Below are 24,443 nucleotides of genomic sequence, written 5' to 3'. Positions count from 1 at the left end.
GAACATGCCCGCAGTCCAGAAGCTGACGATCGCCGGCTATAAGTCGATTCGCGAACTGCGGGATTTCGAGCTACGCGACCTGAACGTCTTGATCGGCGCCAACGGCGCCGGCAAGTCGAACTTCATCGGTTATTTTCGGATGCTCGCCGAGATGTACGAGCAGCGGCTCCAACTCTACGTGCAAAAGCAAGGCGGCCCGGACGCGCTGCTGCATTTTTCGCGCAAAGCGACCGATCGCGTCCGCAGCAAGCTGCATTTCTCAAGCGAGAGCACGTTTAGCAGCGTCTATGCCTTTGAACTCGTGCCCACGCAGGACAATCGGCTGGTTTTCGCCGACGAACAGGTTTGGCACCTGGGGGCCGGGACGACGGCCGCAGACCGCCACTTCGCATTGGGCTTCGGCCATACCGAGTCGCATGTCAAAAGTTCGGAACTCAAGTTTCCCCAAGACGCCCAACCGACCCTAGGCAGTTGGCGCATTTATCACTTTCACGACACGAGCGAAAACGCGAAGCTCAAGCAAGGGCACGCAGCGAACGATACGCTCCGCCTGAAGGAAGATGGGGCAAATCTGGCCGCCTACTTGAGAATGCTTCGCCTCAAGCATTCGGAGTACTACAGGCTGATCGTTCAAGCGATCCGGTCCGCGGCTCCATTCTTCGATGACTTCGTCCACCGCGAAAACGGCGAAGAAACCGTTGAACTGGAATGGCTGGACAAGGGCGATCCCGATACCCCAGTAAAGGCACATCGACTCTCGGACGGGACGCTTCGCTTCATGTGCCTCGCGACGCTATTGCTCCAACCTTGGCAACTGATGCCCGACGTCATTCTCGTCGACGAGCCGGAACTCGGGCTCCATCCTTACGCGATCAATCTCCTGGCCGACTTGCTCAAGCGCGCGTCCGAACGCAAGCAGGTCATCGTCTCGACGCAGTCGGTCGAATTGGTCGATTGCATGGAGCCCGCCGACGTGGTGGTCGTCGACCGCAAAGACAACGCTTCAGTGCTCACGCGGCTCGACGCTGCGGCACTCGCAAACTGGCTCGAAGACTACTCGCTCGGCGAGCTTTGGAAGACGAACGTTTTTGGCGGGAGGCCGGCCTAATGGTCAATCTGATCGTAGTCTGCGAAGGACAGACTGAAGAAGCGTTCGTCAATGGAGTGCTTGCGCAGACGTTAGCGGAAGATCATGTTTTCGCCACACCCCGTACGATTCGGACATCGGCCAATTCGCGCGGCGGTGCGCTCAATCTGGAGCGCGTAAAGCATCATCTCAGAAACACGCTCCGGGAGCGAGACGATACGTACGTGACGACGTTCTTCGACCTTTATGGACTCGATTCAACGTTTCGTGGCGTAGCCGAAACGAAGGGTCGCCCGCCGGCCGAACGAGCAGACACGATTCAGCGATTGCTGCACGAAGACGTTGTGGAATTTGTGGAATGCCGCCACGAGCGCTTCTTGCCGCATGTCCAGCCGCACGAATTCGAAGCGCTATTGTTTTCCGATGTAAGCCGCCTGCGCGAGATAGAGCCCGACTGGGCGGTACACGAACAAGCGCTGATGCAAGTGAGCCGGGCGGTGGAAAATCCCGAGTGGATCAACGATTCGCCCGAGACGGCACCGTCGATGCGCTTGCGCGCGCTCAAGCCGAAATTCCGCAAAGTAACGCACGGACCCATCGCCGCCGCCAAGATCGGTCTCGACAAGATCCGCGAGAAGTGCCCGCATTTCCGGCAATGGTTTGAGCGCATCGCCGCCCTACGCCCTCTGTGAATCCCACGCGCCCCCATATCGTTTCCTATCGACGACCACCATGACCGAACACATGATGCGCCTTGCCGGCCTCGAGCCGTTTAACGTCGCCTCCGGCGCGCTTTTCATCAACGTCGGCGAACGCACGAACGTCACGGGTTCCAAGGCGTTCGCCCGCATGATTCTGAACGGCCAGTTCGACGAAGCGCTCGCGGTTGCGCGGCAGCAAGTGGAGAACGGCGCGCAGATCATCGATATCAACATGGACGAGGCGATGCTCGATTCGAAAGCGGCGATGGTGCGCTTTCTGAACCTCATCGCCTCCGAGCCCGATATCGCCCGCGTGCCGATCATGATCGACTCCTCCAAGTGGGAGGTGATCGAAGCGGGCCTCAAATGCGTCCAGGGCAAGGCAATCGTCAACTCGATCTCGCTGAAGGAAGGCGAAGACGCTTTCCGCCATCATGCGCGGCTCATTCGCCGCTACGGCGCCGCCGCCGTCGTCATGGCATTCGACGAAACCGGCCAAGCCGACACGTTCGAACGCAAAACGCAGATTTGCGCGCGCTCGTATCGCTTCCTCGTCGACGAAGTCGGCTTCGAGCCCGAAGACATCATCTTCGACCCGAACATCTTCGCGGTGGCCACCGGCATCGAGGAGCACAACAACTACGCCGTCGATTTCATCGAAGCCACACGGTGGATCAAGCAGAACCTGCCGTATGCGAAGGTGAGCGGCGGCGTGTCGAACGTATCGTTCTCGTTCCGCGGCAACGACCCGGTGCGCGAAGCGATCCACACGGTGTTTCTGTATCACGCGATTCAAGCCGGGATGGACATGGGCATCGTCAACGCCGGCCAGCTCGGCGTCTATGCCGATCTCGACGCCGAGCTGCGCGATCGCGTGGAGGACGTCATCCTCAATCGCCGCGCCGACGCGACCGATCGCCTGCTCGAAATCGCCGATAAGTTCAAGACCGGCGCCGCCAAGAAGGAAGAGAACCTCGAATGGCGCAATCAAGGCGTGGAGGCGCGCCTTGCCCATGCGCTCGTGCACGGCATCACGAACTTCATCGTCGAAGATACGGAAGAAGCGCGGCAAAAGATTCATGCAGCCGGGGGGCGCCCGATCAACGTGATCGAAGGGCCGCTGATGGACGGCATGAACATCGTCGGCGACTTGTTCGGGCAGGGCAAGATGTTCTTGCCGCAGGTGGTCAAATCGGCCCGTGTCATGAAGCAAGCGGTGGCGCATCTGATTCCCTTCATCGAAGAGGAAAAGAAGCGGCTGGCCGAGGCGGGCGGCGACGTGCGCGCGAAGGGCAAGATCGTGATCGCCACCGTCAAGGGCGATGTGCATGACATCGGCAAGAACATCGTCTCGGTCGTGCTTCAGTGCAATAACTTCGAAGTCGTCAACATGGGCGTCATGGTCCCGTGCAACGAGATTCTCGCCAAGGCGAAGGTCGAAGGGGCGGATATCGTCGGTCTGTCGGGGCTCATTACGCCGAGCCTCGAGGAAATGGCCTACGTGGCCTCCGAAATGCAGCGCGACGAGTACTTCCGCATCAAGAAGATTCCGCTCTTGATCGGCGGCGCGACCACCTCGCGCGTGCACACGGCCGTGAAGATCGCCCCGCATTACGAAGGGCCCGTCGTTTATGTGCCCGACGCGTCGCGCTCGGTGTCGGTCGCGTCGAATCTGCTGTCGGACGAAGGCGCGGCGAAGTATCTCGACGAACTCAAGACCGAGTACGACCGCATCCGCCAGCAGCACGCCAACAAGAAGGCGCAGCCGATGGTGACGCTCGACGAGGCGCGGGCCAACAAAGCCAAGATCGACTGGGCGGGGTATCGGCCCGTCAAACCGGCGTTCATCGGCCGGCGCGTGTTCAAGAACTACGATCTGAACGAGTTGGCCCAGTACGTCGATTGGGGCCCGTTCTTCCAGACGTGGGACCTCGCCGGCCCCTACCCGGCCATTCTGAACGACGAGATCGTCGGCGAATCGGCGCGGCGCGTGTTTTCCGATGCCAAGTCGATGCTCGCGCGATTGATCTCGGGACGCTGGCTGACGGCCAACGGCGTGATCGCGCTGCTGCCTGCCAACACCGTCGGCGACGACATCGAGATCTACACGGACGAGACGCGCACGCAGGTGGCGATGAAGTGGCACAGCCTGCGCCAGCAGAGCGTGCGGCCTGTCGTCGACGGCGTGATGCGGCCGAACCGGTCGCTGGCCGATTTCATCGCGCCGAAAGAATCGGGCGTTGCCGATTACATCGGCCTGTTCGCCGTGACGGCGGGCATCGGCGTCGATGTGAAGGAAAAGCAATTCCTGGCCGATCACGACGATTACAGCGCGATCATGCTCAAGGCGCTGGCCGACCGGCTGGCGGAAGCGTTCGCCGAAGCGATGCATGCCCGCGTGCGGCGCGAACTGTGGGGCTATGCGCACAACGAAACGCTCGATAACGAAGCGTTGATCGCCGAACGCTATGTCGGTATTCGGCCGGCGCCTGGCTATCCGGCCTGCCCCGATCACCTCGTCAAGCGCGACCTGTTCGCAACGCTCAAGGCAGAGGAAATCGGTATGACCGTCACCGAATCGCTCGCGATGCTCCCGGCGGCGAGCGTGTCGGGCTTTTACATCGCCCATCCCGAGAGCCGCTATTTCTCGGTCGGCAAGATCGCCCGCGATCAGGTGGAAGACTTCGCACGGCGCAACGACATTGCACTGTCCGATGCGCAGCGCGCGCTTGCGCCGTTGTTGTAATCAGTGTGGAGTTCGCTCGCTAGACACGGATACGCATAAGGCTACGAACTCAGCAAAACATCGAGGAGCCCGGTTCACACGCTGGTGTGAACCGGGCTCTTTTTTTGGGATGACCGAGGCACAGGTTCCCCAGCTGCCGGCAGGTTAGTCGGCCGGCTGCACGCGACAGCCGACTTGCGACATCCGGGCTTTGCGCCGCCCGCAGCAAAGCAAGGAGCATGTTCCCCGCCCTGAGCCAGAGCGACAGGCGTTATCTGTCGGTCCTAAAATTATGACTCCATATCATCGCCTTGCACGCGCGGCGTATCGTGGTCTTCCGGCTGCGTTAGACAGCGCCGCAGTGCGCAGCCTTGACCGCAACTCGACATGGAGCACAACCCAATATGCCCATTCCAGCGTACATGTGGCTTAAGGATGATGGCGGAGCAGATATCAAGGGTTCCGTTACGGTGCAGGAACGTGAAGGAAGCATCGAGGTGATCGGTTTCGACCACGGCGTAAATCTTCCAGTCGATCGCCGCGCGGGGACAATCACCGGTACCCGCTCACACTCTCCCATGAGCGTCGAAAAGGAGTTCGATGCCTCGAGCCCCTATCTCTACAAGGCCGTGACTACAGGGCAGGTGCTGCAGTCCGCTGAATTAAAGTGGTACAGGATTAACGATGCCGGCCGGGAAGAAGTGTACTTCATCATGCTGCTGGAAGGCGTGAAGATAACGGGCGTCAACCCCGGAATGGCAAACGCCAAGTTGACTGCGACGTCTGCACTCAACCACGCCGAGTCGGTTTCGATGATGTACGACCGCATCACGTGGCACTACACGGATGGCAACGTCAAGTACTCCGATTCGTGGGCCGAAAGGTAAATAACCGAGGAGAGCGTCGATGGCTTTGCAAGGAAAATTCGTAGTAAGCAACTCGCCTTTTTCGCCACTTTCCGTGTTCGGTGTGGGCGTATTCATGGCCTTTTCGGGCGAAGGTATTTATCGCAACCGTGGCGGGTGCACCGCGATCAAGGACAACGGACCGATACCCGCCGGTCGGTATTGGATCGTCGACCGCCCCGCAGGAGGACTTCGCTCAAGAGGGCTCGCTTGGTCCAAGGATTTATGGAACGCAGTGAACGGGGCGCCTACCGATCGTAGCGAATGGTTCGCGCTTTATCGCGACGACGGCAGGATTGACGACTACACGTGGATAAACGGAACCGAGCGCGGCAATTTCCGGCTGCATCCGACCGGCGGCGGCGGACACTCGTTCGGATGTATCACCTTACAGAGCCGCTCTGAGTTTCAGGCTCTCCGACGCGCGTTGCTGCATACCACTACGATTTCGGCGGGCAAGTCCGGACTGGACGCGTACGGGACCATCGAGGTGATCGCCCATGGCAACGCTTGCCCATAGGGCTCTTAGGCTCGTTCTTTTCATCGGTTTGTTCATCCTGTCGGTCCGATATATCCACACTTACCCGATACCGATGACACAGGATCAGCAGCAGGACCTTATCGTCATATCGGGGAAATTAGGGGTTCGTGACGCCGAGGCGCTTTACATCTTCACGATGTGCTTTATAGACCTCATCGCTTCAATCCTCGCATACAGGATGATCATGAGCGTTTCGCGCCGTATGAGGCGATCCAAATAGCGAACCGTAGCCCTAAACGGAAGAGCCCGGTTCTCGCCGACTGGCGTGAACCGGGCTCATTTTCCCGACGAATGCTGCAAGATTTACCGCGCTACAGAAGCGTTGGCCAGCACGTCGTATCGATCACACGCCCCAGAGAACGTCCGCGTTCTCGCGGTGCGCTTCGCGCAGCATGTCGAGGAACGGATAGGCGCGCTGGGCGAGGCCGATCGGCAACTCGTGCGGCTCATGCCCTTCTTCGCCCTCATGGAAGTGCCCTTCGTGCTCGGCAATCTCCCGCTTGTCCGTCACGATCGCCGCCTCGAGTTTCGAGATCGCCACAGGCAGTTCGTCGTGCGTGATGACGCCGCGCGCGCCAAGATGCTTGCCGATGATGCCGACAAGATATTGGGCCAGATTTTCCAGCATAACGACGTCTGGCGCTGCACGACATTTGAATGTAATCAACATGATGGACCCATTTCCTTCGTTTTGTTTACCACACCTGACAGCGCCATGACATCGCTTGCCGCGAGCCCTCTCAGCCCTCGCCGAACCACGCAAGCCACACACCCCTTGCCAGGCGCCTCATGGAGACATATTAGCACCTGCTAAAATCCGCCTAGACACAAACGCGCGCGCGTTCGCGATGGGCGACCGCCTAGTCGGCGAGCACCGCTCGCCGCCCATTGCGCCAACCCCTTGCGTCCGCCACGCGGATCGCCACTGCCGAAGTACTCAAACAGCATGCTGCCCGTACATAAACAGACTCTCGAAGCCTTGCTCGCCGCCGGCGTCAAGCAAGTCATCAACGAATCGAACGGCGACACCGCCGCGGCCCCCGCGATCGCACTCGAGCGTCCGAAGGCGGCCGCGCATGGCGACGTCGCCTGCAACGTGGCCATGCAATTGGCCAAGCCGCTGCAGAAGAACCCGCGCGAACTCGCCCAGCGCATCGTCGATGCGCTGCTCGCCCAGCCCGGTGCAAAGGACTTGATCGACGCGGCCGAGATCGCCGGCCCCGGCTTCATCAACCTGCGCTTGACTGCGAAAGCCAAGCAAGCCGTCGTCGGTGCCGTCATGGCCGAAGGCGCCGCGTTCGGGCGCTCCGCTCACGGCGCCGGCAAACGCGTACTCGTCGAATTCGTCTCCGCGAATCCCACGGGACCGCTGCACCTTGGCCACGGCCGCCAAGCCGCGCTCGGCGATGCCCTCGCGAACGTCATCGCGAGCCAAGGCTACGCGGTCCACCGCGAGTTCTACTACAACGACGCCGGCGTTCAGATCCAAAACCTCGCGTTCTCCACGCAAGCGCGCGCGAAAGGGCTCAAGCCGGGTGAACCCGGCTGGCCGGAAGCCGCCTACAACGGCGAATACATCGGCGACATCGCGGGCGATTACATGAACGGCGAAACGGTCGCGGCCAAAGACGGCGAACCCGTCAAAGGCAAAGGCGACGCCGACGATCTCGACGCGATCCGCAAGTTCGCTGTCGCCTACCTGCGCCACGAGCAGGACATGGACTTGCAAGCATTCGGCGTGAAGTTCGACCAGTACTACCTCGAATCGTCGCTCTATACCGAAGGGCGCGTCGCCAAGACGGTCGATGCGCTGATCGCGGCCGGCAAGACGTTCGAGGAAGAAGGCGCGCTGTGGCTGCGCACGACCGAATACGGCGACGACAAAGACCGCGTCATGCGCAAGTCCGACGGCACCTATACCTATTTCCTGCCCGACGTCGCCTACCATGTCACCAAGTGGGAACGCGGCTTCGAAAAGGTCATCAACGTGCAGGGCTCGGATCACCACGGCACGATCGCGCGCGTGCGCGCGGGCCTCCAAGCGCTCGGCGTCGGCATCCCGAAGGGCTACCCCGACTACGTGCTGCACAAGATGGTCACCGTCATGCGCGACGGCCAGGAAGTGAAGATCTCCAAACGCGCCGGCAGCTACGTGACGGTACGCGACCTGATCGAATGGTCGGGCGGCGCGGTGCCGGGGCAGGAAGCGGCGCCCGATTTGCTCGACGAGGCGACCATTCAGCGCGGGCGCGACGCCGTGCGCTTCTTTCTTATCTCGCGCAAGGCCGATACCGAATTCGTATTCGACGTCGACCTCGCCCTCAAGCAGAACGACGAGAACCCGGTCTACTACGTCCAGTACGCCCATGCGCGGATCTGCTCGATCCTGGCCGAATGGAAATCGCGCTTCGGCGGCGACGAGGCGGTGTTACCGCAAGTGGACGTGTCCGTGCTCACCAGTGCGCGCGCCATGTCGCTCATGCACAAGCTCGCCGAGTATCCCGATATGCTCACGCATGCGGCCGTCGAACTTGCTCCGCACGCGATCGCGTTCTATCTGCGCGAACTCGCGAGCGAATTTCACTCGTTCTACAATGCCGAGCGCGTGCTGGTCGACTCGCAGGCCGAGCGCGATGCGCGTATCGCGCTGCTGGCGGCCACGCGCCAAGTGCTCGCCAATGGGCTGGCGATGATCGGCGTATCGTCGCCGGCCAAGATGTAACGTCCCGCGCATTCGCCGCGCGTCGGCACGCGCCGTCGCTATAATCGGTGGCCGCCCTCGCGCGGCCCTGCTCGGCATCTGCCGAGCGCCGCCTTCCGGGTTTCTTTCGCAGGTGAATCAGATAATGGCAAAACCGAGCCGCACTTCGCCACGCAGCACGTCCCCGAAGGGGAAACCATCCAAGCAAACCGGGGGCACCTTCCTCGGCGTCGTGCTGGGTTTGATCGTCGGCCTGGCGATCGCGGTCGTCGTCGCGCTTTACATCACGCGTGCACCCACGCCGTTCGTCGCCAAGGTGGCGCCGGGCGGCGCGTCGGATGCGGGCACCATCCAGCAGCAATACGATCCGAACCGCGCGCTGCAAGGCAAATCGCCGGGGCAGCCGGTCCCGCAAGCGGCTCAGCAAACGCCGCCGAACACCGCGCCGGGGCAGTCCGGCCAGCCGCCGGCGCAAGCCGGGGCCCCCGGTCTGCTGCAAGAGCCGCAGATCGTCGAAGTCCCGTCGGCGGGCGGTGCGTCCAGCGCGGGCGGCAACGCCGCCAACGCTCCCGCACAGCCGCAGCAAGCCCAAACCAACGCACCGGCCGAGCAGAAGAAGCCCTCCCAAACGGCGAACGTGCCGCCCACGGCCGCGCCTAATGCCAACAATGCGGCCAACAATGCCGCCAACAACGCGGCGCACCCGAACAACGGCGCGCAGCCTGGGGCGAACGACGCGAATACGGGCTATTTCCTGCAAGTCGGCGCCTACAAGACGGCCGCCGACGCCGAGCAGCAACGCGCCCGCCTTGCATTCCAGGGTTTCGAATCGAAGGTGTCGCAGCGCGACGCAGGCGGTGTCACTTACTTCCGCGTGCGCATCGGGCCGTTCGCGAAGTTCGACGAAATGAATGCGACCCGCCAACGGCTGTCGGATGCCGGGATCGACACGGCCGTGATTCGCTTCACGAAGCAGTAAGCGTCACTCGCAACGAATAGGCCGGTCATGCGCCGTTCGCCGCTGAACTCCGCTCGGACGGCGCATGTCTTAATCGGCAGCCGAGAAGGCGCATGCCCGCGCCGCGGCCGGGCCGAATAGGCGTTCCACGTTTATCGTATCCACGAGCCAACAATGAAGAAACTGATCCGCACGCTCTTGTTCTCCGTCAGCCTGGCCGTTGTCGGCGCGAGCGCCGCCCTGGCATCGCCGGCTGCGCCGACGGCCGGCAAGGACTACACGGTCCTGAAGACGCCGCAGCCCCTCGACGTGCCCGCCGGCAAAATCGAAGTGATCGAGTTCATGTGGTACGGATGCCCGCACTGCAACGAATTCGACCCGTACCTGGAAAAATGGCTCGCCACGAAGCCGGCGGACGTCGTTTTCAAGCGCGTGCCGGTCGCCTTCCGCGACGACTTCATTCCGCACTCGAAGCTGCTGTATGCGCTGCGCGCGCTCGGTCTCGAGCAAAAGCTGACGCCTGTCGTGTTTCATGAAATCCACGTCAACAAGAATTACTTGCTGACGCCGCAAGATCAGGCGAAATTCCTGGCCACCCAAGGCGTGGATCCGACGAAGTTCATGGACGCGTACAACTCGTTCTCGACGCAATCGGAATTGACTCGCGACAAAGCCTTGCTGCAGGCTTACAACATCGACGGCGTGCCGACGCTCGCGGTGCAAGGCAAGTACGAAACGGGCCCCGCCGCCACCGATAGCCTGCCGGGCACGATTCAAGTCCTCGACTACCTCGTCGCGCAAGTGCGCGCGAAGAAGATGTAATGCCGCACGCGCCGGTATGACCTCGCCGCTGAAGGTTTTTATTACCGGCGCCTCGAGCGGCATCGGCCTTGCCCTCGCCGAGCACTATGCGAGGCAAGGCGCCGCCCTCGGGCTCGTGGCGCGCCGCCTCGAGCCGCTCGCCGAATTTGCCCGGCGCTTTCCTCGAGTTTCGATCTCCCTGTATTCGGCCGACGTGCGCGACGACGAAGCGATCGCGCGGGCGGCTTCCCAATTCATCGGCGAACACGGGTTGCCCGATGTCGTGATTGCCAATGCCGGCATCAGCAAGGGTGTCGTGACCGGCTTCGGCGATCTGGCAGCGTTTCGCGAAGTGATGGATGTCAACTATTTCGGCATGGCGGCCACCTTCGAGCCGTTCGCCAAAGCAATGACGCAGGCTCGCCGCGGCACGCTCGTCGGGATCGCCAGTGTGGCCGGCGTACGCGGCCTGCCCGGCTCCGGCGCTTACAGCGCGTCGAAAGCCGCCGCGCTGACCTATCTCGAATCGTTACGCGTCGAGATGCGGCCGTTCGATGTGGCCGTCGTGACGATTGCCCCCGGCTACATCCGCACGCCGATGACCGCGCACAATCCTTATCGCATGCCGTTCCTCATGGACGCCGAACGCTTCGCCGAAAAGGCGGCTGGCGCGATCGCACGTAAGGTGCGTTTTGCCGTGATTCCTTGGCCGATGCGGATCGTCGCGGCGTTGCTCGGCTGCCTGCCGCGTTGGTTGTACGACCGGCTCTTCGAAAAGGCACCGCGCAAGCCGCGCGCGGCGGGTTAGACGTCGGCTCGCCAGGACACCACAACGCCACCACACCGCGGCGCCGCGGCGCCGCTTTGCGCTCGGAAGCGGGCGAGCATATCGATATAAGGGACCTATCGTTGTCGATCACGCATGCTTCGGCTAAGCTCTTCGGCTAAGCTTTTCGGCTCGACCCTCGCAGCACCGACATCCGGCCGCCCCGTCTCAAACGGAGAATCCATGCACGTCAAACTGCTCGCCGCCACGCTCGCCGTCTTGCCCGCTCTTGCGTTCGCGAAACCGCTCACCGTCTGCACGGAGGCAAGCCCGGACGGCTTCGACGTCGTTCAATTCAACTCGCTCGTGACGACGAACGCATCGGCCGACGTGATCTTCAACACGCTCGTCGATTACGACGAGGCCGCCAAGAAGGTCGTGCCGGCATTGGCCGACAAATGGGAAGTCAGCAGCGATGGCTTGACCTACACGTTCCATTTGCGTCCGAACGTGGCCTTCCAAAGCACGGATTACTTCAAGCCGTCGCGCCCGTTGAACGCCGACGACGTCGTTTTCACGTTCGACCGGATGCTCGACAGTGCCAACCCATGGCATAAAGTGGCCGGCCCGAACGGCTTCCCGCATGCGCAATCGATGGGGCTCGTCAAGCTCGTAAAGGCCGTCAAGAAGGTCGACGAACGCACCGTCGAATTCGATTTGAACGAGCCGAACGCCACGTTCCTCCCCATGTTGACGATGGGGTTCGCGTCGATCTACTCCGCGCAGTACGCCGACGCGTTGCTGAAGGCGGGTAAGCAGACGGACCTGAACAGCAAGCCCATCGGCACGGGCCCGTTCGTGCTGAAGAGCTACACGAAAGACGCGGTGATCCGCTACGAGGCCAATCCGACCTACTGGGGACCGAAACCGAAGGCCGAGCGGCTCATCTACGCGATCACACCCGACGCCACGGTGCGCGCGCAAAAGGTGAAGGCGAACGAATGCCAGATCGCGCTATCGCCGAAGCCGGAAGATGTGGCCGACGCGAAGAGCGACAAATCGCTGGCCGTCGTGCAAACCCCGGCGTTCATGACCGCATTTGTGGCCCTGAACACGCAGCACAAGCCGCTCGACGACGAGCGCGTGAGGCAAGCCATCAACATGGCGTTCGATCGCGCAACGTATTTGAAGGTTGTCTTCGACAACACAGCCACGCCGGCCGTGAATCCGTATCCGCCCTCCACCTGGAGCTACGACGAGGCGATCGGTGCGTATCCCTACGATCCGGCGAAGGCCAAGGCGCTGCTCGCGCAGGCCGGCTATCCGAACGGGTTCTCGACGACGATCTGGGTACGCCCGCAAGGCAGCGTGCTCAATCCGAAGCCGAAGGCCGGCGCCGAGCTGCTGCAAGCCGATCTCGCCAAAATCGGCGTGAAAGCCGATGTCAGAGTGATCGAATGGGGCGAACTCATCAAGCAAGCCAAGCAAGGGCAACACGATATGCTGTTCATGGGGTGGGCCGGCGACAACGGCGATCCCGACAACTACCTGACACCGCTGTTCAGCTGCAACGGTGTCAAATCGGGCATCAATTTCGCTCGATTCTGCGATCCGAAGCTCGACAAGTTGATCGCTGACGGGCGCTCGGTGGCCGAGCAACCTACCCGTGCGAAAGACTACCAAGCCGCGCAAAAGATCATCCACGACGAAGCGCTCTGGATCCCGCTCGGGTATCCGACAGCGAGCGCCATCACGCGTCGATCGGTCGAGGGCTACAAAGTGAGCGCATTCGGCCGGCAAGATTTTGCGGACGTGTCGGTGAAGTGACGATGAACGTCGCGCGCGATGCTGTCGCGCGTGACGTTGACGCTCGTCATGGGCGCGCTTTAAGCTAGGGCGCTATCGCTTTAGCGCCACCCCGACGATCCCATCGAGCAGTCATGCGAAATCTCGGCCGCACGATCGCGGCTCTTACGATCTGGTTCGCCGCCGCGGCCGTTGCACAAACGGCCGTTGCCCAACCGCCCACCGCCGCGCCGGCCAAGCAACCGGCGGTGGACGATATCTCGCCGGCCGATTCGATCGCCGTCGCGCCGATGACGGTCGCGCAAGTCAGTGTCGCGCCGGCCGCCCCGGTACCCGCGCCTACGCCTCCGGTCGCGGCCGCGCCTCTCGGGCCGGCACCGATGGTGGCCGTGCCGCAGGCCGTCTATGTGACGGATTTCATCGCCGTGCCCGCGGGCGCGCCCCCATCCGGGTTGCTCGCCCGTCTGCGCGCCGCGCTTCATGCTCGCGCCGCCGGGCACGATGCGGGACTCGTGGCGCAAGCCGTCGTGCAGCGGCTCAACCATGCGGGCTTGGCGGCGCGCTATCTCGCGCCAGGCGAGCCGCCGCCCGTGCAGGGCTGGCTGATCGGCGGCGCCTTCCACTTGGAAAGCGCGGCGGCGAACGGGGCCGAATCGGACGGCACCGGGCTGCCGACCGGCGCGCTCGGCGCCGACGTCTCCGTCACCGTGGCCGACCTCGGGCACAATGCCGATACGCCATTCGCCCTCATCGGCGTACCGCCTGCTCAGGCGGATGGATCGAGCAAATGGCAGCCGTACGTCGTGCCGGCCAAGCTCGGATTCGAGCGCGCCGACCGCAATGCCGCCGTTGCCGCATTGGCTAGACAGATTGCCGATGCCTTCGTCGGCAATATGACGGCGTTGCGCCAAGCCGACGCCAAGGCGATTTCGCCCTGACGGCCGCGGTGGCATGCGCGTCCGATGGCAGCGCCGCCGAGCCTGCTCTATCCTTCTTGCCGTACGGCGCACCGGCCCCGGCGCGCCCCTTTGCCCGGGAGTCCGCCATGTCCTACCTGCTGTTGATCGTCGAACCTATCGGCCAGCGTGCCGAGCGCACGACCGACGAGGCCCACGCCGCCTACGATTCGATGGTCCGGTTCGGCGAGAACCTGAAAGCGCGCGGCCTGCTCGTCGCGGCGCAATCGCTCGCCTCCACCGACGAGGCGGTACGCGTCGAGCTTCGGGGCGGCGAGCGCCGCTTCATCGACGGCCCGTTCGCGGAAGCCAAGGAAATGGTCGGCGGCTTTTACCTGCTCAACTGCGACCGCGAGGAAGAAGCGCTCGCCATCGCGGCCGAGTGCCCGGCGGCGCAATGGTGCACGGTCGAAGTCAGACGCCTGGCGCCGTGCTACGAGTGACGCACAGGGGTTGCGCCGAGCGTTCGGCGACAGGCCCAGCCGATGTCGAAAACGCCGCGTGTCGTTCGTCGTAAAGACAGGAGCCCGACGAGCGGCCTCCATCACTTCGAGGAGCGACACGATGCGTTTCATGATCATGGTTCGGGCCAACGCTCGCAGCGAATCGGGCGCGATGCCGGAAGCCGGCTGGTTGGCCGCGATGGCCGCCTATCACGATGAACTCTCGCGCTCGGGCGTTTTGCTCGATGCCAACGGCCTGAAGCCGAGTTCGGACGGTTGGCGCGTGCGCTATTCGAGGGGCACGCGCACGATCGTCGATGGGCCGTTCGCCGAAACGAAGGAGCTGATTGCCGGCTATACGCTGATCCAAGTGCGTTCGCGCGAAGAAGCGCTCGAGTGGGCACGGCGCTTTCCCGCGCCGTTCGGCGAGACAGGCGACGGCGAAATCGAGGTCAGGCCATTGCTCGAACTCGAAGACTTCGAACCGAGCGATGCGATCAAACGCTTGCGCGAACTCGAGGCAAGCCGGCGCTGATCGACCATGACCGCTAATAACCCGACCCATCGTGCGATCGAAGCCGTGTGGCGCATCGAAGCGGCGCGCGTCGTCGCGCATGCCGCGCGGCTCGTGCGCGACATCGGCATCGCCGAGGAACTCGCGCAGGACGCGCTCGTCGCGGCGCTCGAACATTGGCCGCGCGATGGGGTACCCGACAATCCGGGGGCTTGGCTCATGGCGACAGTCAAGCATCGTGCGCTCGACAAGCTGCGCCAGGATGCCCTGCACGCAAGAAAACACGAAGCGATCGGGCGCGATCTCGATGCATTGGAAGCGCATGTGGTGCCGGATTTCGTCGATGCGATCGATGCCGCGCGCGCCGACGACATCGGCGACGACTTGCTGCGGCTCATCTTCACGGCCTGCCATCCGGTGCTATCGACCGATGCGCGTGTGGCGCTGACGCTGCGCCTCTTGGGCGGTCTCGCGACGCATGAGATCGCGCGTGCGTTTCTCGTACCGGAGCCGACGATCGCGCAGCGCATCGTGCGCGCCAAGCGTACGCTGCGCGAGGCACGCGTGCCGTTCGAAGTGCCGCGCGCCGATGCACGCGCAGCAAGAACCGCATCGGTGCTCGAGGTGGTCTATCTGATTTTCAACGAGGGGTATGCGGCTACGGCCGGCGAGGATTGGATCCGGCCTGCCCTGTGCGACGAAGCGTTGCGCCTAGGCCGCATCCTGGCCGAACTCGTGCAGGACGATAGCGAAGTGCAGGGTCTCGTCGCGTTAATGGAGCTGCAGGCATCGCGGCTTCATGCGCGCGTCGATGCAAACGGCCGGCCGGTGCTGCTCGCCGATCAGGACCGTTCGCGTTGGGACCCCCTGCTGATTCGGCGTGGGCTTGCCGCGCTCGCGCGGGCCGAAGCGTTGGGCGGCGAGCTGGGCCCCTATGCGCTGCAGGCAGCACTCGCTGCTTGCCATGCTCGCGCGCATCGCGTCGAAGACACGGACTGGGCGCAAATCGTCGCGCTCTACGATGCACTCGTGCAAGTGAACCCGTCTCCGATCGTCGAGCTGAACCGGGCGGTGGCGGTGGGCATGGCGTATGGTCCGCAGGCCGCCTTGGCGATCGTGGAGGCGCTGGCGACCGATCCGGCGCTGGCGCGCTATCACTGGTTGCCGAGCGTGCGAGGCGACTTGCTCGCGAAGCTCGGGCGGCACGAGCAAGCGCGCGCGGAGTTCGAGCGGGCGGCCACGATGACGCAAAACGCACGCGAGCGCGAACTGCTGCTCGTGCGCGCCGAGGCGATGCGCGGCACGCCGTAGCGTCGCCGGCCGTTACCCCGCCCGCGCGAACCGCACGATCCCGTCCGCGTCTTCGCTGCGCTCGAGTTCGCCCGCGAGCCATAGCAAGTGCAGATGGGCGAGCGCCTCGCCCATCGCGAACGTCATCTGATGAATATCGAGCGCGCGCTTGAACATGAGCGGGACGATATCGGCCGCGCTCACGGGCCGCTGCGCGCACGCCTCGCGCACCTCGGCGAGCCGCGCCTCATGATGGGCGCGCAGTTGCGCGATACGCGTATGCAGCCCGCGAAACGGCTTGCCGTGCGACGGCAGCACCAGCGTTTCGGCCGGCATCCCTTCATAGCGCCCCAGCGATTCGAGGTAGAGCGCGAGCGGATTGCCTTCCGGCTCGATGTCGAAGACGGAAACGTTCGTCGAAATACGCGGCAGTACCATGTCGCCCGAAATCAGCACGCCCGCAGCCTCGCAATAGAGCGCCGCGTGTTCCGGCGAATGCCCGTACCCGGTCACGACGCGCCAATCGTTCCCGCCGATGTGCACGACGTCGCCTTCCCGCATGCGGCGATACTGCGACGGCATCGACGGCACGAGCTTCGCGTAGTAATCGCGCCGGTTGCGCAGCTTCTCGAGCGCCTCGCGATCGGTGAGGCCGTGACGCGCGAAGTGACGCGCCGCGCCTTCGCCCCCCGCGTTCGAGCCGTCGCCGGCGGCCATCACGCGGCCGAGCATGTATTCGCCGAGCGTGATCCACAGCCGCACGTTCCACCGCTCGCGTGCGCCACCCTTGCAAATCCAATCGGCCAATCCGAGGTGATCCGGATGGCAATGCGTGACGATCGTGCGCAAAATCGGCAAACCACCGAGTTCGTGCTCGAAAATGCGCTCCCAGTGGGCCTGGATGGTTTCGTCGGCGATACCGCAATCGATCGCGCTCCACCCTGCCCGGCCGTCGATCTCGTCGCGCAGCAGCCATAGGTTGATGTGGTCGAGCGCAAACGGCAGCGGCATGCGGACCCAATACACCCCCGGCGCCACTTCGTGCAACCGCCCCGGCTCGGGCAAGGTATCGGCGAACGGATAGTCGAGCTGGTGTTCCAACGCATTCATCGGTTTAATCCTGAGCGAACGCAACCGGCTTCATCGCTAGTTGCACTTTGTCGAACTTGACGATAACGTAAACGTCCGTCGATTCTACCCCGACGCGTCCCTTATGACCCAGCACTTCACGATCACCGAACTCGCGCGCGAATTCGACGTTACGCCCCGCGCCATCCGCTTCTACGAAGACCAGGGGCTGCTCGCGCCGCGCCGGGAGGGCTCGAGCGGCCTGCGGCGCGTGTATTCGCCGCGCGATCGCACGCGCCTGAAGCTCACGCTGCGCGGCAAGCGGCTCGGCTTCACGCTCTCGGAGATTCGCGATCTGCTCGACCTGTACGAATCGCCGACCGACACCGCTGCGCAACTGCACGCGTTCTTGGCAACGATCGCCGAGCATCGCCAAGTGCTCGAGCGTCAGTTGGAAGACTTGACCGCGACGCTCGAAGATCTCGCGCAGTACGAATCGCAATGCCGCTCGATGCTGGCCGAGAACGGGGTCGACGGCGCGCGGGGCCCGGCGCCGAACGGCGGCGGCAGCGCTGTGCAATCGGAAGACGCATGAAGCACTTTCCTAAACTGCTGTCGTCGCAGATCGGCTTCGATGTTGCGCAGACGATGCTCGAAGGCTTCAATCGCCACTACGGCAATTTCTGCGCCGCGGCCGTGCACGCGAAAACGTTGTTCGAAGCGGCCGATTGGCTGGCCCTGCAAACGCTCGCGCGCGATCGCATCGCCTCGTACGACGACCGGGTCGAGGAATGCGTGCGTCTGCTCGAAGACGAATATGATGCCGAGAATATCGACGACGAGGTGTGGCAGCAGATCAAGCTGCACTACATCGGCCTACTGACGCACCACTTGCAGCCGGAATGCGCCGAAACGTTCTTCAATTCGGTTTGCTGCAAGATCCTGCATCGTTCCTACTTCAACAACGATTTCATCTTCGTGCGGCCCGTCATTTCGACGGAATACCTGGAAAACGAGGAGCCCGCCGCGAAGCCGACCTACCGGGCCTACTATCCCGGCAAGGACGGCCTGGCGGCCACGCTCGAGCGGATCGTCACGAATTTTCAGCTCGAGTGTCCGTTCGAGGATTTGACGCGCGACGCGGCTTGCATCATCGATGCGATCCACGAGACGTTCGGCGCGTTCTCGGAAGCGTTCAACTTCCAAGTGCACGTGCTGTCGTCGCTGTTCTTCCGTAACAAAGCCGCGTACATCATCGGCCGCATCATCAACGGCGAAGTGCTGCTGCCTTTCGCCGTGCCGATCCGTCACGTGAAGCCGGGCCTGCTCGCGCTCGATACCGTGTTGCTCAAGCGCGAGCAGTTGCAAATCATCTTCAGCTTTTCGCACTCGTATTTTCTCGTCGACATGGACGTGCCCTCGGCTTACGTCGACTTCCTCGGCACGATCATGCCCGGCAAGCCGAAGGCGGAAATCTACACGTCGGTCGGCTTGCAAAAGCAAGGCAAGAACAACTTCTATCGCGATCTGCTCAAGCACCTGTCGCACTCGAGCGATCACTTCATCATCGCCCCCGGTATCAAGGGGCTCGTGATGGTTGTGTTCACGCTGCCATCCTTCCCCTACGTCTTCAAGATCATCAAGGACGTGTTCCCGCCGCCGAAGGACACGACGCGCCAGAAAATCCAAGACAAATACTTGCTCGTGAAACGGCACGACCGGCTCGGGCGGATGGCCGACACGCTCGAATATTCGAGCGTCGCGCTGCCGCTCTCGCGCCTGGACGAACAACTCTTGCGCGAACTCGAGAAGGAGGCGCCTTCGATGATCGAATACGAAGGCGATTGTCTCGTCATCAAGCACGTCTATATCGAGCGCCGCATGGTGCCGCTCAATTTGTTCCTGCAAAACGGCACCGAGGCCGATATCGAGCACGCGATCAAGGAATACGGCGACGCGGTGAAGGAACTCATGCAGGCGAATATCTTCCCCGGCGACATGCTCTACAAGAATTTCGGCGTCACACGTCACGGCCGCGTCGTGTTCTACGATTACGACGAGATCGAATATCTGACGGACTGCAATGTCCGCCATGTGCCGCAAGCGCAGACCGAAGAAGACGAATTGTCGGCCGAACCGTGGTACGGTGTCGCCCCGAACGACATCTTCCCCGAAACGTATTCAACGTTCCTGCTCGGGGACCCGACGGTGCGCGAGTCCTTCATGCGCCATCACGCCGACTTCTTCGATCCGAAGCTCTGGCAACGACACAAGGATCTGCTGCTCAAGGGCGAATTGCCCGATTTTTTCCCGTACGACTCTGGCCTGCGTTTTTGCAATCGATTTCCTGCCCGGTTCGCCGGCGGGGACGCTGCCGATGCCGATGCCACGCAAGATGCCGCATCGCCGCATCCCGGCGGCGACGGCGCAGGCACGGCCCGCGCGGCATGAATGCCGTGCGCGGCGCGCACGGTCGCCACTTTCTTCATAGCCTGTCAGGGCTCAACCACTACGACAACGCACTATGAACGATCAAAACCATCCGCTCTCCCAGCTGTTCGCCAACAACGAAGCATGGGTCGAACGCAAGCTCGCCGAAGATCCGCAATACTTCGCGCGCCTGGCCGATCAGCAAGCGCCCGAGTATCTGTGGATCGGCTGCTCCGATTCGCGCGTGCCGGCCAACCAGATCATCGGCCTGCCGCCGGGCGAGGTGTTCGTCCATCGCAACATTGCGAATGTCGTCGTTCACTCGGATCTGAACTGCCTGTCGGTCATCCAGTTCGCCGTCGATCTGCTCAAGGTCAAGCACATCATGGTGGTAGGCCACTACGGTTGCTCGGGCGTGGGCGCCGCGCTGCACGATCGCCGCGTCGGCCTGGCCGACAACTGGCTGCACCACATTCATGACGTGCGCGCCAAGCACGCGGCGCTGCTCGAAGCCTGGCCGATGGTGGCGCGTCACCGCCGCCTCGTCGAACTCAATACGATCGAGCAGGTCGTCAACGTCTGCCGCACGACGATCGTCAACGACGCCTGGGCGCGCAGCCAGCCGCTCACGGTGCACGGCCTTGCCTACGGCGTGCACGACGGACGTGTGCGCAACCTCGGCATGACGATTTCGAACGCCGACGCGCTCGATGAAACCTATCGACGCTGTGTCGCCGCCCTTTCCGCCGAAACGGCGGGATCGGCGCAAAACGACGTGGTCGCCGCCGATTTCGCCTCGCTCGCGAAGGTCGAACAGGTGGTCCAGGGTGTGATCAAGGAGATCAAACATGACTGACGCAACGAGCAACATGAAGGATCCGATCGTGATCGTCTCGGCGGCTCGCACGCCGATGGCGGGCTTTCAAGGCGAGTTCGCCTCGCTGACGTCGCCGCAGCTCGGCTCGGCGGCCATCGCCGCCGCGCTCGAGCGCTCGGGCCTCAAACCCGAGCAGATCGAGGAAGTGCTGATGGGGTGCGTGCTGCCCGCGGGCCTCGGCCAAGCGCCGGCACGGCAAGCGGCGTTGGGCGCGGGCTTGCCGCTCGCGACGGGCTGCACGACCGTCAACAAGATGTGCGGCTCGGGCATGCGGGCGGCGATGTTCGCACACGACATGCTCGCGGCGGGCTCGGTCGACGTCATGATCGCCGGCGGCATGGAAAGCATGACGAACGCGCCTTATCTGCTGCCGAAGGCGCGCGGCGGCATGCGCATGGGGCACGGACAAGTGCTCGATCACATGTTCCTCGACGGCCTGGAAGACGCCTACGACAAAGGTCGCCTGATGGGCACGTTCGCCGAGGAGTGCGCGAGCGCCTATGGCTTCACGCGCGAGGCGCAAGACGCGTTCGCCATCGAATCGCTCGTACGCGCCAAGCGGGCCAACGAAGACGGTTCGTTCGCGTGGGAGATCGCGCCTGTGAAGATCGCGGGCCGCAAAGGCGACGAAACGACGATCTCTCGCGACGAGCAGCCGTTCAAGGCGAACATCGAGAAGATCGCCACCCTTAAGCCCGCGTTCAGCAAGACGGGCACCGTCACGGCGGCGAACTCGTCGTCGATTTCCGACGGCGCGGCGGCCCTGGTCTTGATGCGCGCATCGACCGCAGAACGGCTCGGGCTGACGCCGCTCGCGCGCATCGTGGGGCACGCCACGTTCGCGCAGGAACCGTCGAAGTTCACGACGGCACCCGTCGGCGCGATTCGCAAGCTGTTCGAGAAGAACGCATGGCACGCGAACGACGTCGATCTGTACGAAGTGAACGAAGCGTTCGCCGTCGTGACGATGGCTGCGATGACCGACCATAAGCTGCCGCACGAGAAGGTGAACGTGAACGGCGGCGCCTGCGCGCTCGGGCATCCGATCGGCGCCTCCGGGGCGCGCATCCTCGTCACCTTGATCGGCGCGCTGCGCAAGCGCGGCGGCAAGCGCGGCGTCGCGAGCCTGTGCATCGGCGGCGGCGAAGCGACGGCGATGGGGATCGAAATCGTTTGAAATCGTTTGATCGACGCACGCGGGCCGGCGCATCGACGCACGCGCCGGCGTCCGCCTCACGCGGGTTCATCGCGACAGGAGAGGATCGATGAAGACTGTCTTGATCGTCGGCGCATCGCGCGGCATCGGCCATGAATTCGTCCGCCAATACGAGGCGGCCGGCTGGCGCGTCATCGCCACGGCGCGCGATGAGCGCGCCCTCGCCGAACTCGACACGCGCGGCGTCTCGTCGATTTCGCTCGACATCGCCGAACCGCGGGACATCGCCGCGCTCGCCGCGAAGCTCGCCGGCGAGCGGCTCGATGCGGCGTTGATCGTGGCGGGCGTGTACGGACCGGCCACCGAGGGCGTCGAGCCGTTCAGCGTCGAAGACTTCGATTACGTCATGACGACGAACGTGCGCGGGCCGATGATGCTGCTGCCGATCCTGCTGCCGCTTGTCGAATCCGCCCACGGCGTGCTCGGCGTGATATCGAGCCGCATGGGCAGCATTGCCGAAGCGACGGGCACCACCGGTTGGCTCTATCGCACGAGCAAGGCCGCGTTGAACTGTGCGCTGCGCGTGGCGTCGCTGCAAACGCGGCGCGCCACGTGCATCGCGCTGCATCCGGGCTGGGTGCGCACCGACATGGGCGGCGCTCAGGCTGCGATCGACGTCGCGCGCAGCGTCACGGGCATGCGTTCGGTACTCGCGGCGGCGGCCGTCGATCGCGAAACCTACCACGGCCGATTCGTGCAATACGACGGCACGTCCATCGATTGGTAATCCTAACGATTTGCCGAAAGCGCGCGCCCATGAGGAATACCGGTTGAAGCTCAAGTTCGCACGGCGTGCGCTATACGTCGCTCTGGTCGCCATCGCGCTGCTAGCCTGCGCGGGATTGCTGACCCGCGCGCGCACCGCCGACGTTGCGCTCGTGCTCGGCAACACCGTCGAGCCGAACGGCCAGCCCTCACCGCGGCTCGCCGCGCGGCTCGCGCGGGCGCGGCGATGTTATGCCGAGCATCGGTGCCGCTACCTTTTCGTGAGCGGCGGCGTCGAGCGGTCGGGCATGGACGAAGCCGCCGTCATGCGCGCGTATCTGATCGCGCGCGGCGTGCCGAGCGAGCGCATCGTGGCCGACAGCGCGGGCGTCGATACGTGGTCGAGCGCGCGCAACGCCAGCGCGTTCATGCGCAGCCGCGGTTTCTCGAGCGCGCTCGCCGTCACGCAGTACTTTCATCTGCCCAGAACGATGCTGGCCTTGCGGCGTTTCGGCGTACGCGACGTGAGCGGTGCTTACCCGCGTTTTTGGGAATGGCGCGATCTGTATTCAACGGTGCGCGAGGTGCCCGCGATCGTCTGGTACGCCGTGCGCTCGCCGCTGCCGTTCGTCAAACAGACGAGCCGCGAGCCGCCACGATAGCAAGCAGTCCTAATCGAATATCGAATTGACGGAGACATCGACCATGGTGCTCGACCAAGATCACTCGATGATACGCGATGCCGTGCGCACGTTCGTGCGCGAGGCTATCGCACCGCATGCGGCCACCTGGGACCGCGAGCGAAGCTTTCCGCGCGAGGTGCATCGGCAACTCGCCGAACTCGGCGCTTATGGCGTGCTGGTTCCCTCGGAGTACGGGGGTGCGGGGCTCGATGCGCTCGCGCTCGCCGTCATACTGGAGGAGATCGCAGCGGGCGACGGCGGCACGTCCACCGCGATCTCCGTCAACAACTGCCCCGTGTGCAGCATCTTGCTCGCCTACGGCAACGACGAACAAAAGCGCGACTGGCTGACACCGCTCGCGCGCGGCGACATGCTCGGCGCGTTCTGCTTGACCGAGCCGCAAGCGGGATCGGACGCCTCGGCCTTGCGCACGGTCGCCGTCCGAGACGGCGACAGCTACGTCATCGACGGCGTCAAGCAGTTCATCACGAGCGGCAAGAACGGCGACGTCGCGATCGTCCTGGCCGTGACCGACAAAACCGCCGGCAAGCGCGGCATCAGCGCGTTCATCGTGCCCACGAATACGCCCGGCTACCTCGTTACCCGGCTCGAAGACAAATTGGGCCAGCATTCGTCCGACACGGCGCAGATCGTCTTCGAAGGCTGCCGCATCCCCGCGGCCAATCGGATCGGTGCGGAGGGCGAAGGCTACAAAATCGCGCTATCGGGGCTCGAAGGCGGGCGCATAGGCATCGCCGCGCAAAGCGTCGGGATGGCGCGCGCCGCGTTCGAAGCGGCCCTGGCCTATGCGCGCGAACGCGAGAGTTTCGGCCAGCCGCTGTATGCGCACCAGGCCGTGCAATTTCGCTTCGCCGAGATGGCGACGCAGCTCGAAGCCGCGCGGCAGCTCGTTTGGCATGCCGCGTCGCTCAAGGATGCGGGCCTGCCGTGTTTGACAGAGGCGGCGATGGCCAAGCTGTTCGCGTCGGAGGCGGCCGAGCGCATTTGCTCGAGTGCGATCCAGGCGTTCGGCGGCTACGGGTACGTGAGCGACTTTCCGGTCGAGCGCATCTATCGCGACGTACGCGTCTGCCAGATCTATGAAGGCACGAGCGATATTCAAAAGATCCTGATCGCGCGAGGGCTCGCGACATGACGCCTTCCCACGCGCGCAAGGCGCCGCCGCTCGAATGCCCATGCGGGGGCACGGCCCCGGGCCGGGCGAGCGACGCGCGCGCGCCGCGGTTCGACGCATGCTGCGGGCCCTATC

Annotated in this window: 23 protein-coding genes; 21 read left to right on the top strand and 2 right to left on the bottom strand. The window is 63.6% G+C overall.

The window, feature by feature from the left end:
- Window positions 1-4: 4 nt before the first annotated feature.
- The 5 genes from ACTHN9_RS12260 (at window position 5) to ACTHN9_RS12240 (ending at window position 5,938) form a co-directional block, all read left to right on the top strand.
- Window positions 5-1,108 (top strand): AAA family ATPase, encoded by a 1,104-nt coding sequence (locus ACTHN9_RS12260; RefSeq protein ID WP_440537036.1) that lies wholly within the window; start codon window positions 5-7, stop codon window positions 1,106-1,108.
- The gene (locus tag ACTHN9_RS12255; protein WP_440537035.1) at window positions 1,108-1,779 is read left to right on the top strand and encodes a DUF4276 family protein; all 672 of its coding nucleotides are present in this window, start codon (window positions 1,108-1,110) and stop codon (window positions 1,777-1,779) included. Before ACTHN9_RS12260 ends, ACTHN9_RS12255 begins: the two co-directional genes overlap by 1 nt.
- Before the next feature lie 40 nt (window positions 1,780-1,819).
- Complete coding sequence (gene metH, locus ACTHN9_RS12250) at window positions 1,820-4,534, top strand: methionine synthase (RefSeq protein ID WP_440537034.1); 2,715 nt, start codon at window positions 1,820-1,822, stop codon at window positions 4,532-4,534.
- A 383-nt stretch (window positions 4,535-4,917) separates the two neighbouring features.
- Window positions 4,918-5,400 (top strand): type VI secretion system tube protein TssD, encoded by a 483-nt coding sequence (tssD, locus tag ACTHN9_RS12245; RefSeq protein WP_440537033.1) that lies wholly within the window; start codon window positions 4,918-4,920, stop codon window positions 5,398-5,400.
- Window positions 5,401-5,419: 19 nt separating this feature from the next.
- Window positions 5,420-5,938 (top strand): DUF2778 domain-containing protein, encoded by a 519-nt coding sequence (locus ACTHN9_RS12240; RefSeq protein WP_440537032.1) that lies wholly within the window; start codon window positions 5,420-5,422, stop codon window positions 5,936-5,938.
- A gap of 364 nt (window positions 5,939-6,302) precedes the next feature.
- Here ACTHN9_RS12240 and ACTHN9_RS12235 read toward each other — a convergent pair whose 3' ends face one another.
- Entirely contained in the window at window positions 6,303-6,629 is a 327-nt protein-coding gene (locus tag ACTHN9_RS12235) for a DUF1840 domain-containing protein (protein WP_440537031.1), read from the bottom strand.
- Window positions 6,630-6,905: 276 nt separating this feature from the next.
- On the opposite strand from ACTHN9_RS12235, the gene argS reads away from it, so the two are divergent.
- From argS to ACTHN9_RS12190, 9 genes are all read left to right on the top strand, one after another.
- The gene (gene argS / locus ACTHN9_RS12230) at window positions 6,906-8,681 is read left to right on the top strand and encodes an arginine--tRNA ligase (protein ID WP_440537030.1); all 1,776 of its coding nucleotides are present in this window, start codon (window positions 6,906-6,908) and stop codon (window positions 8,679-8,681) included.
- A gap of 124 nt (window positions 8,682-8,805) precedes the next feature.
- A complete protein-coding gene (locus ACTHN9_RS12225; protein WP_440537029.1) occupies window positions 8,806-9,639 on the top strand; it encodes an SPOR domain-containing protein in 834 nt (277 codons plus the stop codon).
- Between the two features lie 153 nt (window positions 9,640-9,792).
- Window positions 9,793-10,440: a thiol:disulfide interchange protein DsbA/DsbL gene (locus ACTHN9_RS12220; RefSeq protein WP_440537028.1), complete on the top strand. Its 648-nt coding sequence runs from the start codon at window positions 9,793-9,795 to the stop codon at window positions 10,438-10,440.
- A 16-nt stretch (window positions 10,441-10,456) separates the two neighbouring features.
- The gene (locus tag ACTHN9_RS12215; protein WP_440537027.1) at window positions 10,457-11,227 is read left to right on the top strand and encodes an SDR family oxidoreductase; all 771 of its coding nucleotides are present in this window, start codon (window positions 10,457-10,459) and stop codon (window positions 11,225-11,227) included.
- Between the two features lie 201 nt (window positions 11,228-11,428).
- Window positions 11,429-13,012 carry an ABC transporter substrate-binding protein gene (locus ACTHN9_RS12210; RefSeq protein WP_440537026.1) on the top strand — a complete coding sequence of 528 codons (1,584 nt, stop codon included), beginning with the start codon at window positions 11,429-11,431 and terminating at the stop codon, window positions 13,010-13,012.
- Between the two features lie 113 nt (window positions 13,013-13,125).
- The gene (locus tag ACTHN9_RS12205; protein WP_440537025.1) at window positions 13,126-13,929 is read left to right on the top strand and encodes a hypothetical protein; all 804 of its coding nucleotides are present in this window, start codon (window positions 13,126-13,128) and stop codon (window positions 13,927-13,929) included.
- Window positions 13,930-14,036: 107 nt separating this feature from the next.
- A complete protein-coding gene (locus ACTHN9_RS12200) occupies window positions 14,037-14,390 on the top strand; it encodes a YciI family protein (RefSeq protein WP_440537024.1) in 354 nt (117 codons plus the stop codon).
- A gap of 121 nt (window positions 14,391-14,511) precedes the next feature.
- The gene (locus ACTHN9_RS12195) at window positions 14,512-14,925 is read left to right on the top strand and encodes a YciI family protein (RefSeq protein ID WP_440537023.1); all 414 of its coding nucleotides are present in this window, start codon (window positions 14,512-14,514) and stop codon (window positions 14,923-14,925) included.
- A 6-nt stretch (window positions 14,926-14,931) separates the two neighbouring features.
- Window positions 14,932-16,215, top strand: coding sequence for an RNA polymerase sigma factor (locus ACTHN9_RS12190; RefSeq protein WP_440537022.1), 1,284 nt, complete (start codon window positions 14,932-14,934; stop codon window positions 16,213-16,215).
- Window positions 16,216-16,227: 12 nt separating this feature from the next.
- Here ACTHN9_RS12190 and ACTHN9_RS12185 read toward each other — a convergent pair whose 3' ends face one another.
- Window positions 16,228-17,304, bottom strand: coding sequence for an MBL fold metallo-hydrolase (locus ACTHN9_RS12185; protein WP_440537021.1), 1,077 nt, complete (start codon window positions 17,302-17,304; stop codon window positions 16,228-16,230).
- A 103-nt stretch (window positions 17,305-17,407) separates the two neighbouring features.
- Between ACTHN9_RS12185 and ACTHN9_RS12180 the strand changes: the two genes are divergently transcribed.
- The 7 genes from ACTHN9_RS12180 (at window position 17,408) to ACTHN9_RS12150 (ending at window position 24,329) form a co-directional block, all read left to right on the top strand.
- Window positions 17,408-17,857, top strand: a complete 450-nt coding sequence (locus ACTHN9_RS12180; RefSeq protein WP_440537020.1) for a MerR family transcriptional regulator — start codon at window positions 17,408-17,410, stop codon at window positions 17,855-17,857.
- A complete protein-coding gene (gene aceK / locus ACTHN9_RS12175) occupies window positions 17,854-19,713 on the top strand; it encodes a bifunctional isocitrate dehydrogenase kinase/phosphatase (protein WP_440537019.1) in 1,860 nt (619 codons plus the stop codon). Before ACTHN9_RS12180 ends, aceK begins: the two co-directional genes overlap by 4 nt.
- Window positions 19,714-19,786: 73 nt before the next feature.
- The gene (can, locus tag ACTHN9_RS12170) at window positions 19,787-20,548 is read left to right on the top strand and encodes a carbonate dehydratase (RefSeq protein ID WP_440537018.1); all 762 of its coding nucleotides are present in this window, start codon (window positions 19,787-19,789) and stop codon (window positions 20,546-20,548) included.
- Window positions 20,541-21,746, top strand: coding sequence for an acetyl-CoA C-acetyltransferase (locus ACTHN9_RS12165; protein ID WP_440537017.1), 1,206 nt, complete (start codon window positions 20,541-20,543; stop codon window positions 21,744-21,746). Before can ends, ACTHN9_RS12165 begins: the two co-directional genes overlap by 8 nt.
- A gap of 88 nt (window positions 21,747-21,834) precedes the next feature.
- The gene (locus ACTHN9_RS12160) at window positions 21,835-22,512 is read left to right on the top strand and encodes an SDR family oxidoreductase (RefSeq protein WP_440537016.1); all 678 of its coding nucleotides are present in this window, start codon (window positions 21,835-21,837) and stop codon (window positions 22,510-22,512) included.
- 43 nt (window positions 22,513-22,555) lie between these two features.
- Window positions 22,556-23,152: a YdcF family protein gene (locus ACTHN9_RS12155; RefSeq protein WP_440537015.1), complete on the top strand. Its 597-nt coding sequence runs from the start codon at window positions 22,556-22,558 to the stop codon at window positions 23,150-23,152.
- Window positions 23,153-23,195: 43 nt separating this feature from the next.
- Window positions 23,196-24,329 carry an acyl-CoA dehydrogenase family protein gene (locus ACTHN9_RS12150; protein ID WP_440537014.1) on the top strand — a complete coding sequence of 378 codons (1,134 nt, stop codon included), beginning with the start codon at window positions 23,196-23,198 and terminating at the stop codon, window positions 24,327-24,329.
- The last annotated feature ends 114 nt before the right edge of the window (window positions 24,330-24,443 follow it).

The sequence above is a fragment of the Trinickia sp. genome (assembly GCF_051953405.1).
GTDB lineage: Bacteria > Pseudomonadota > Gammaproteobacteria > Burkholderiales > Burkholderiaceae > Trinickia.
This window is presented reverse-complemented; position numbering and strand designations above follow the sequence as displayed.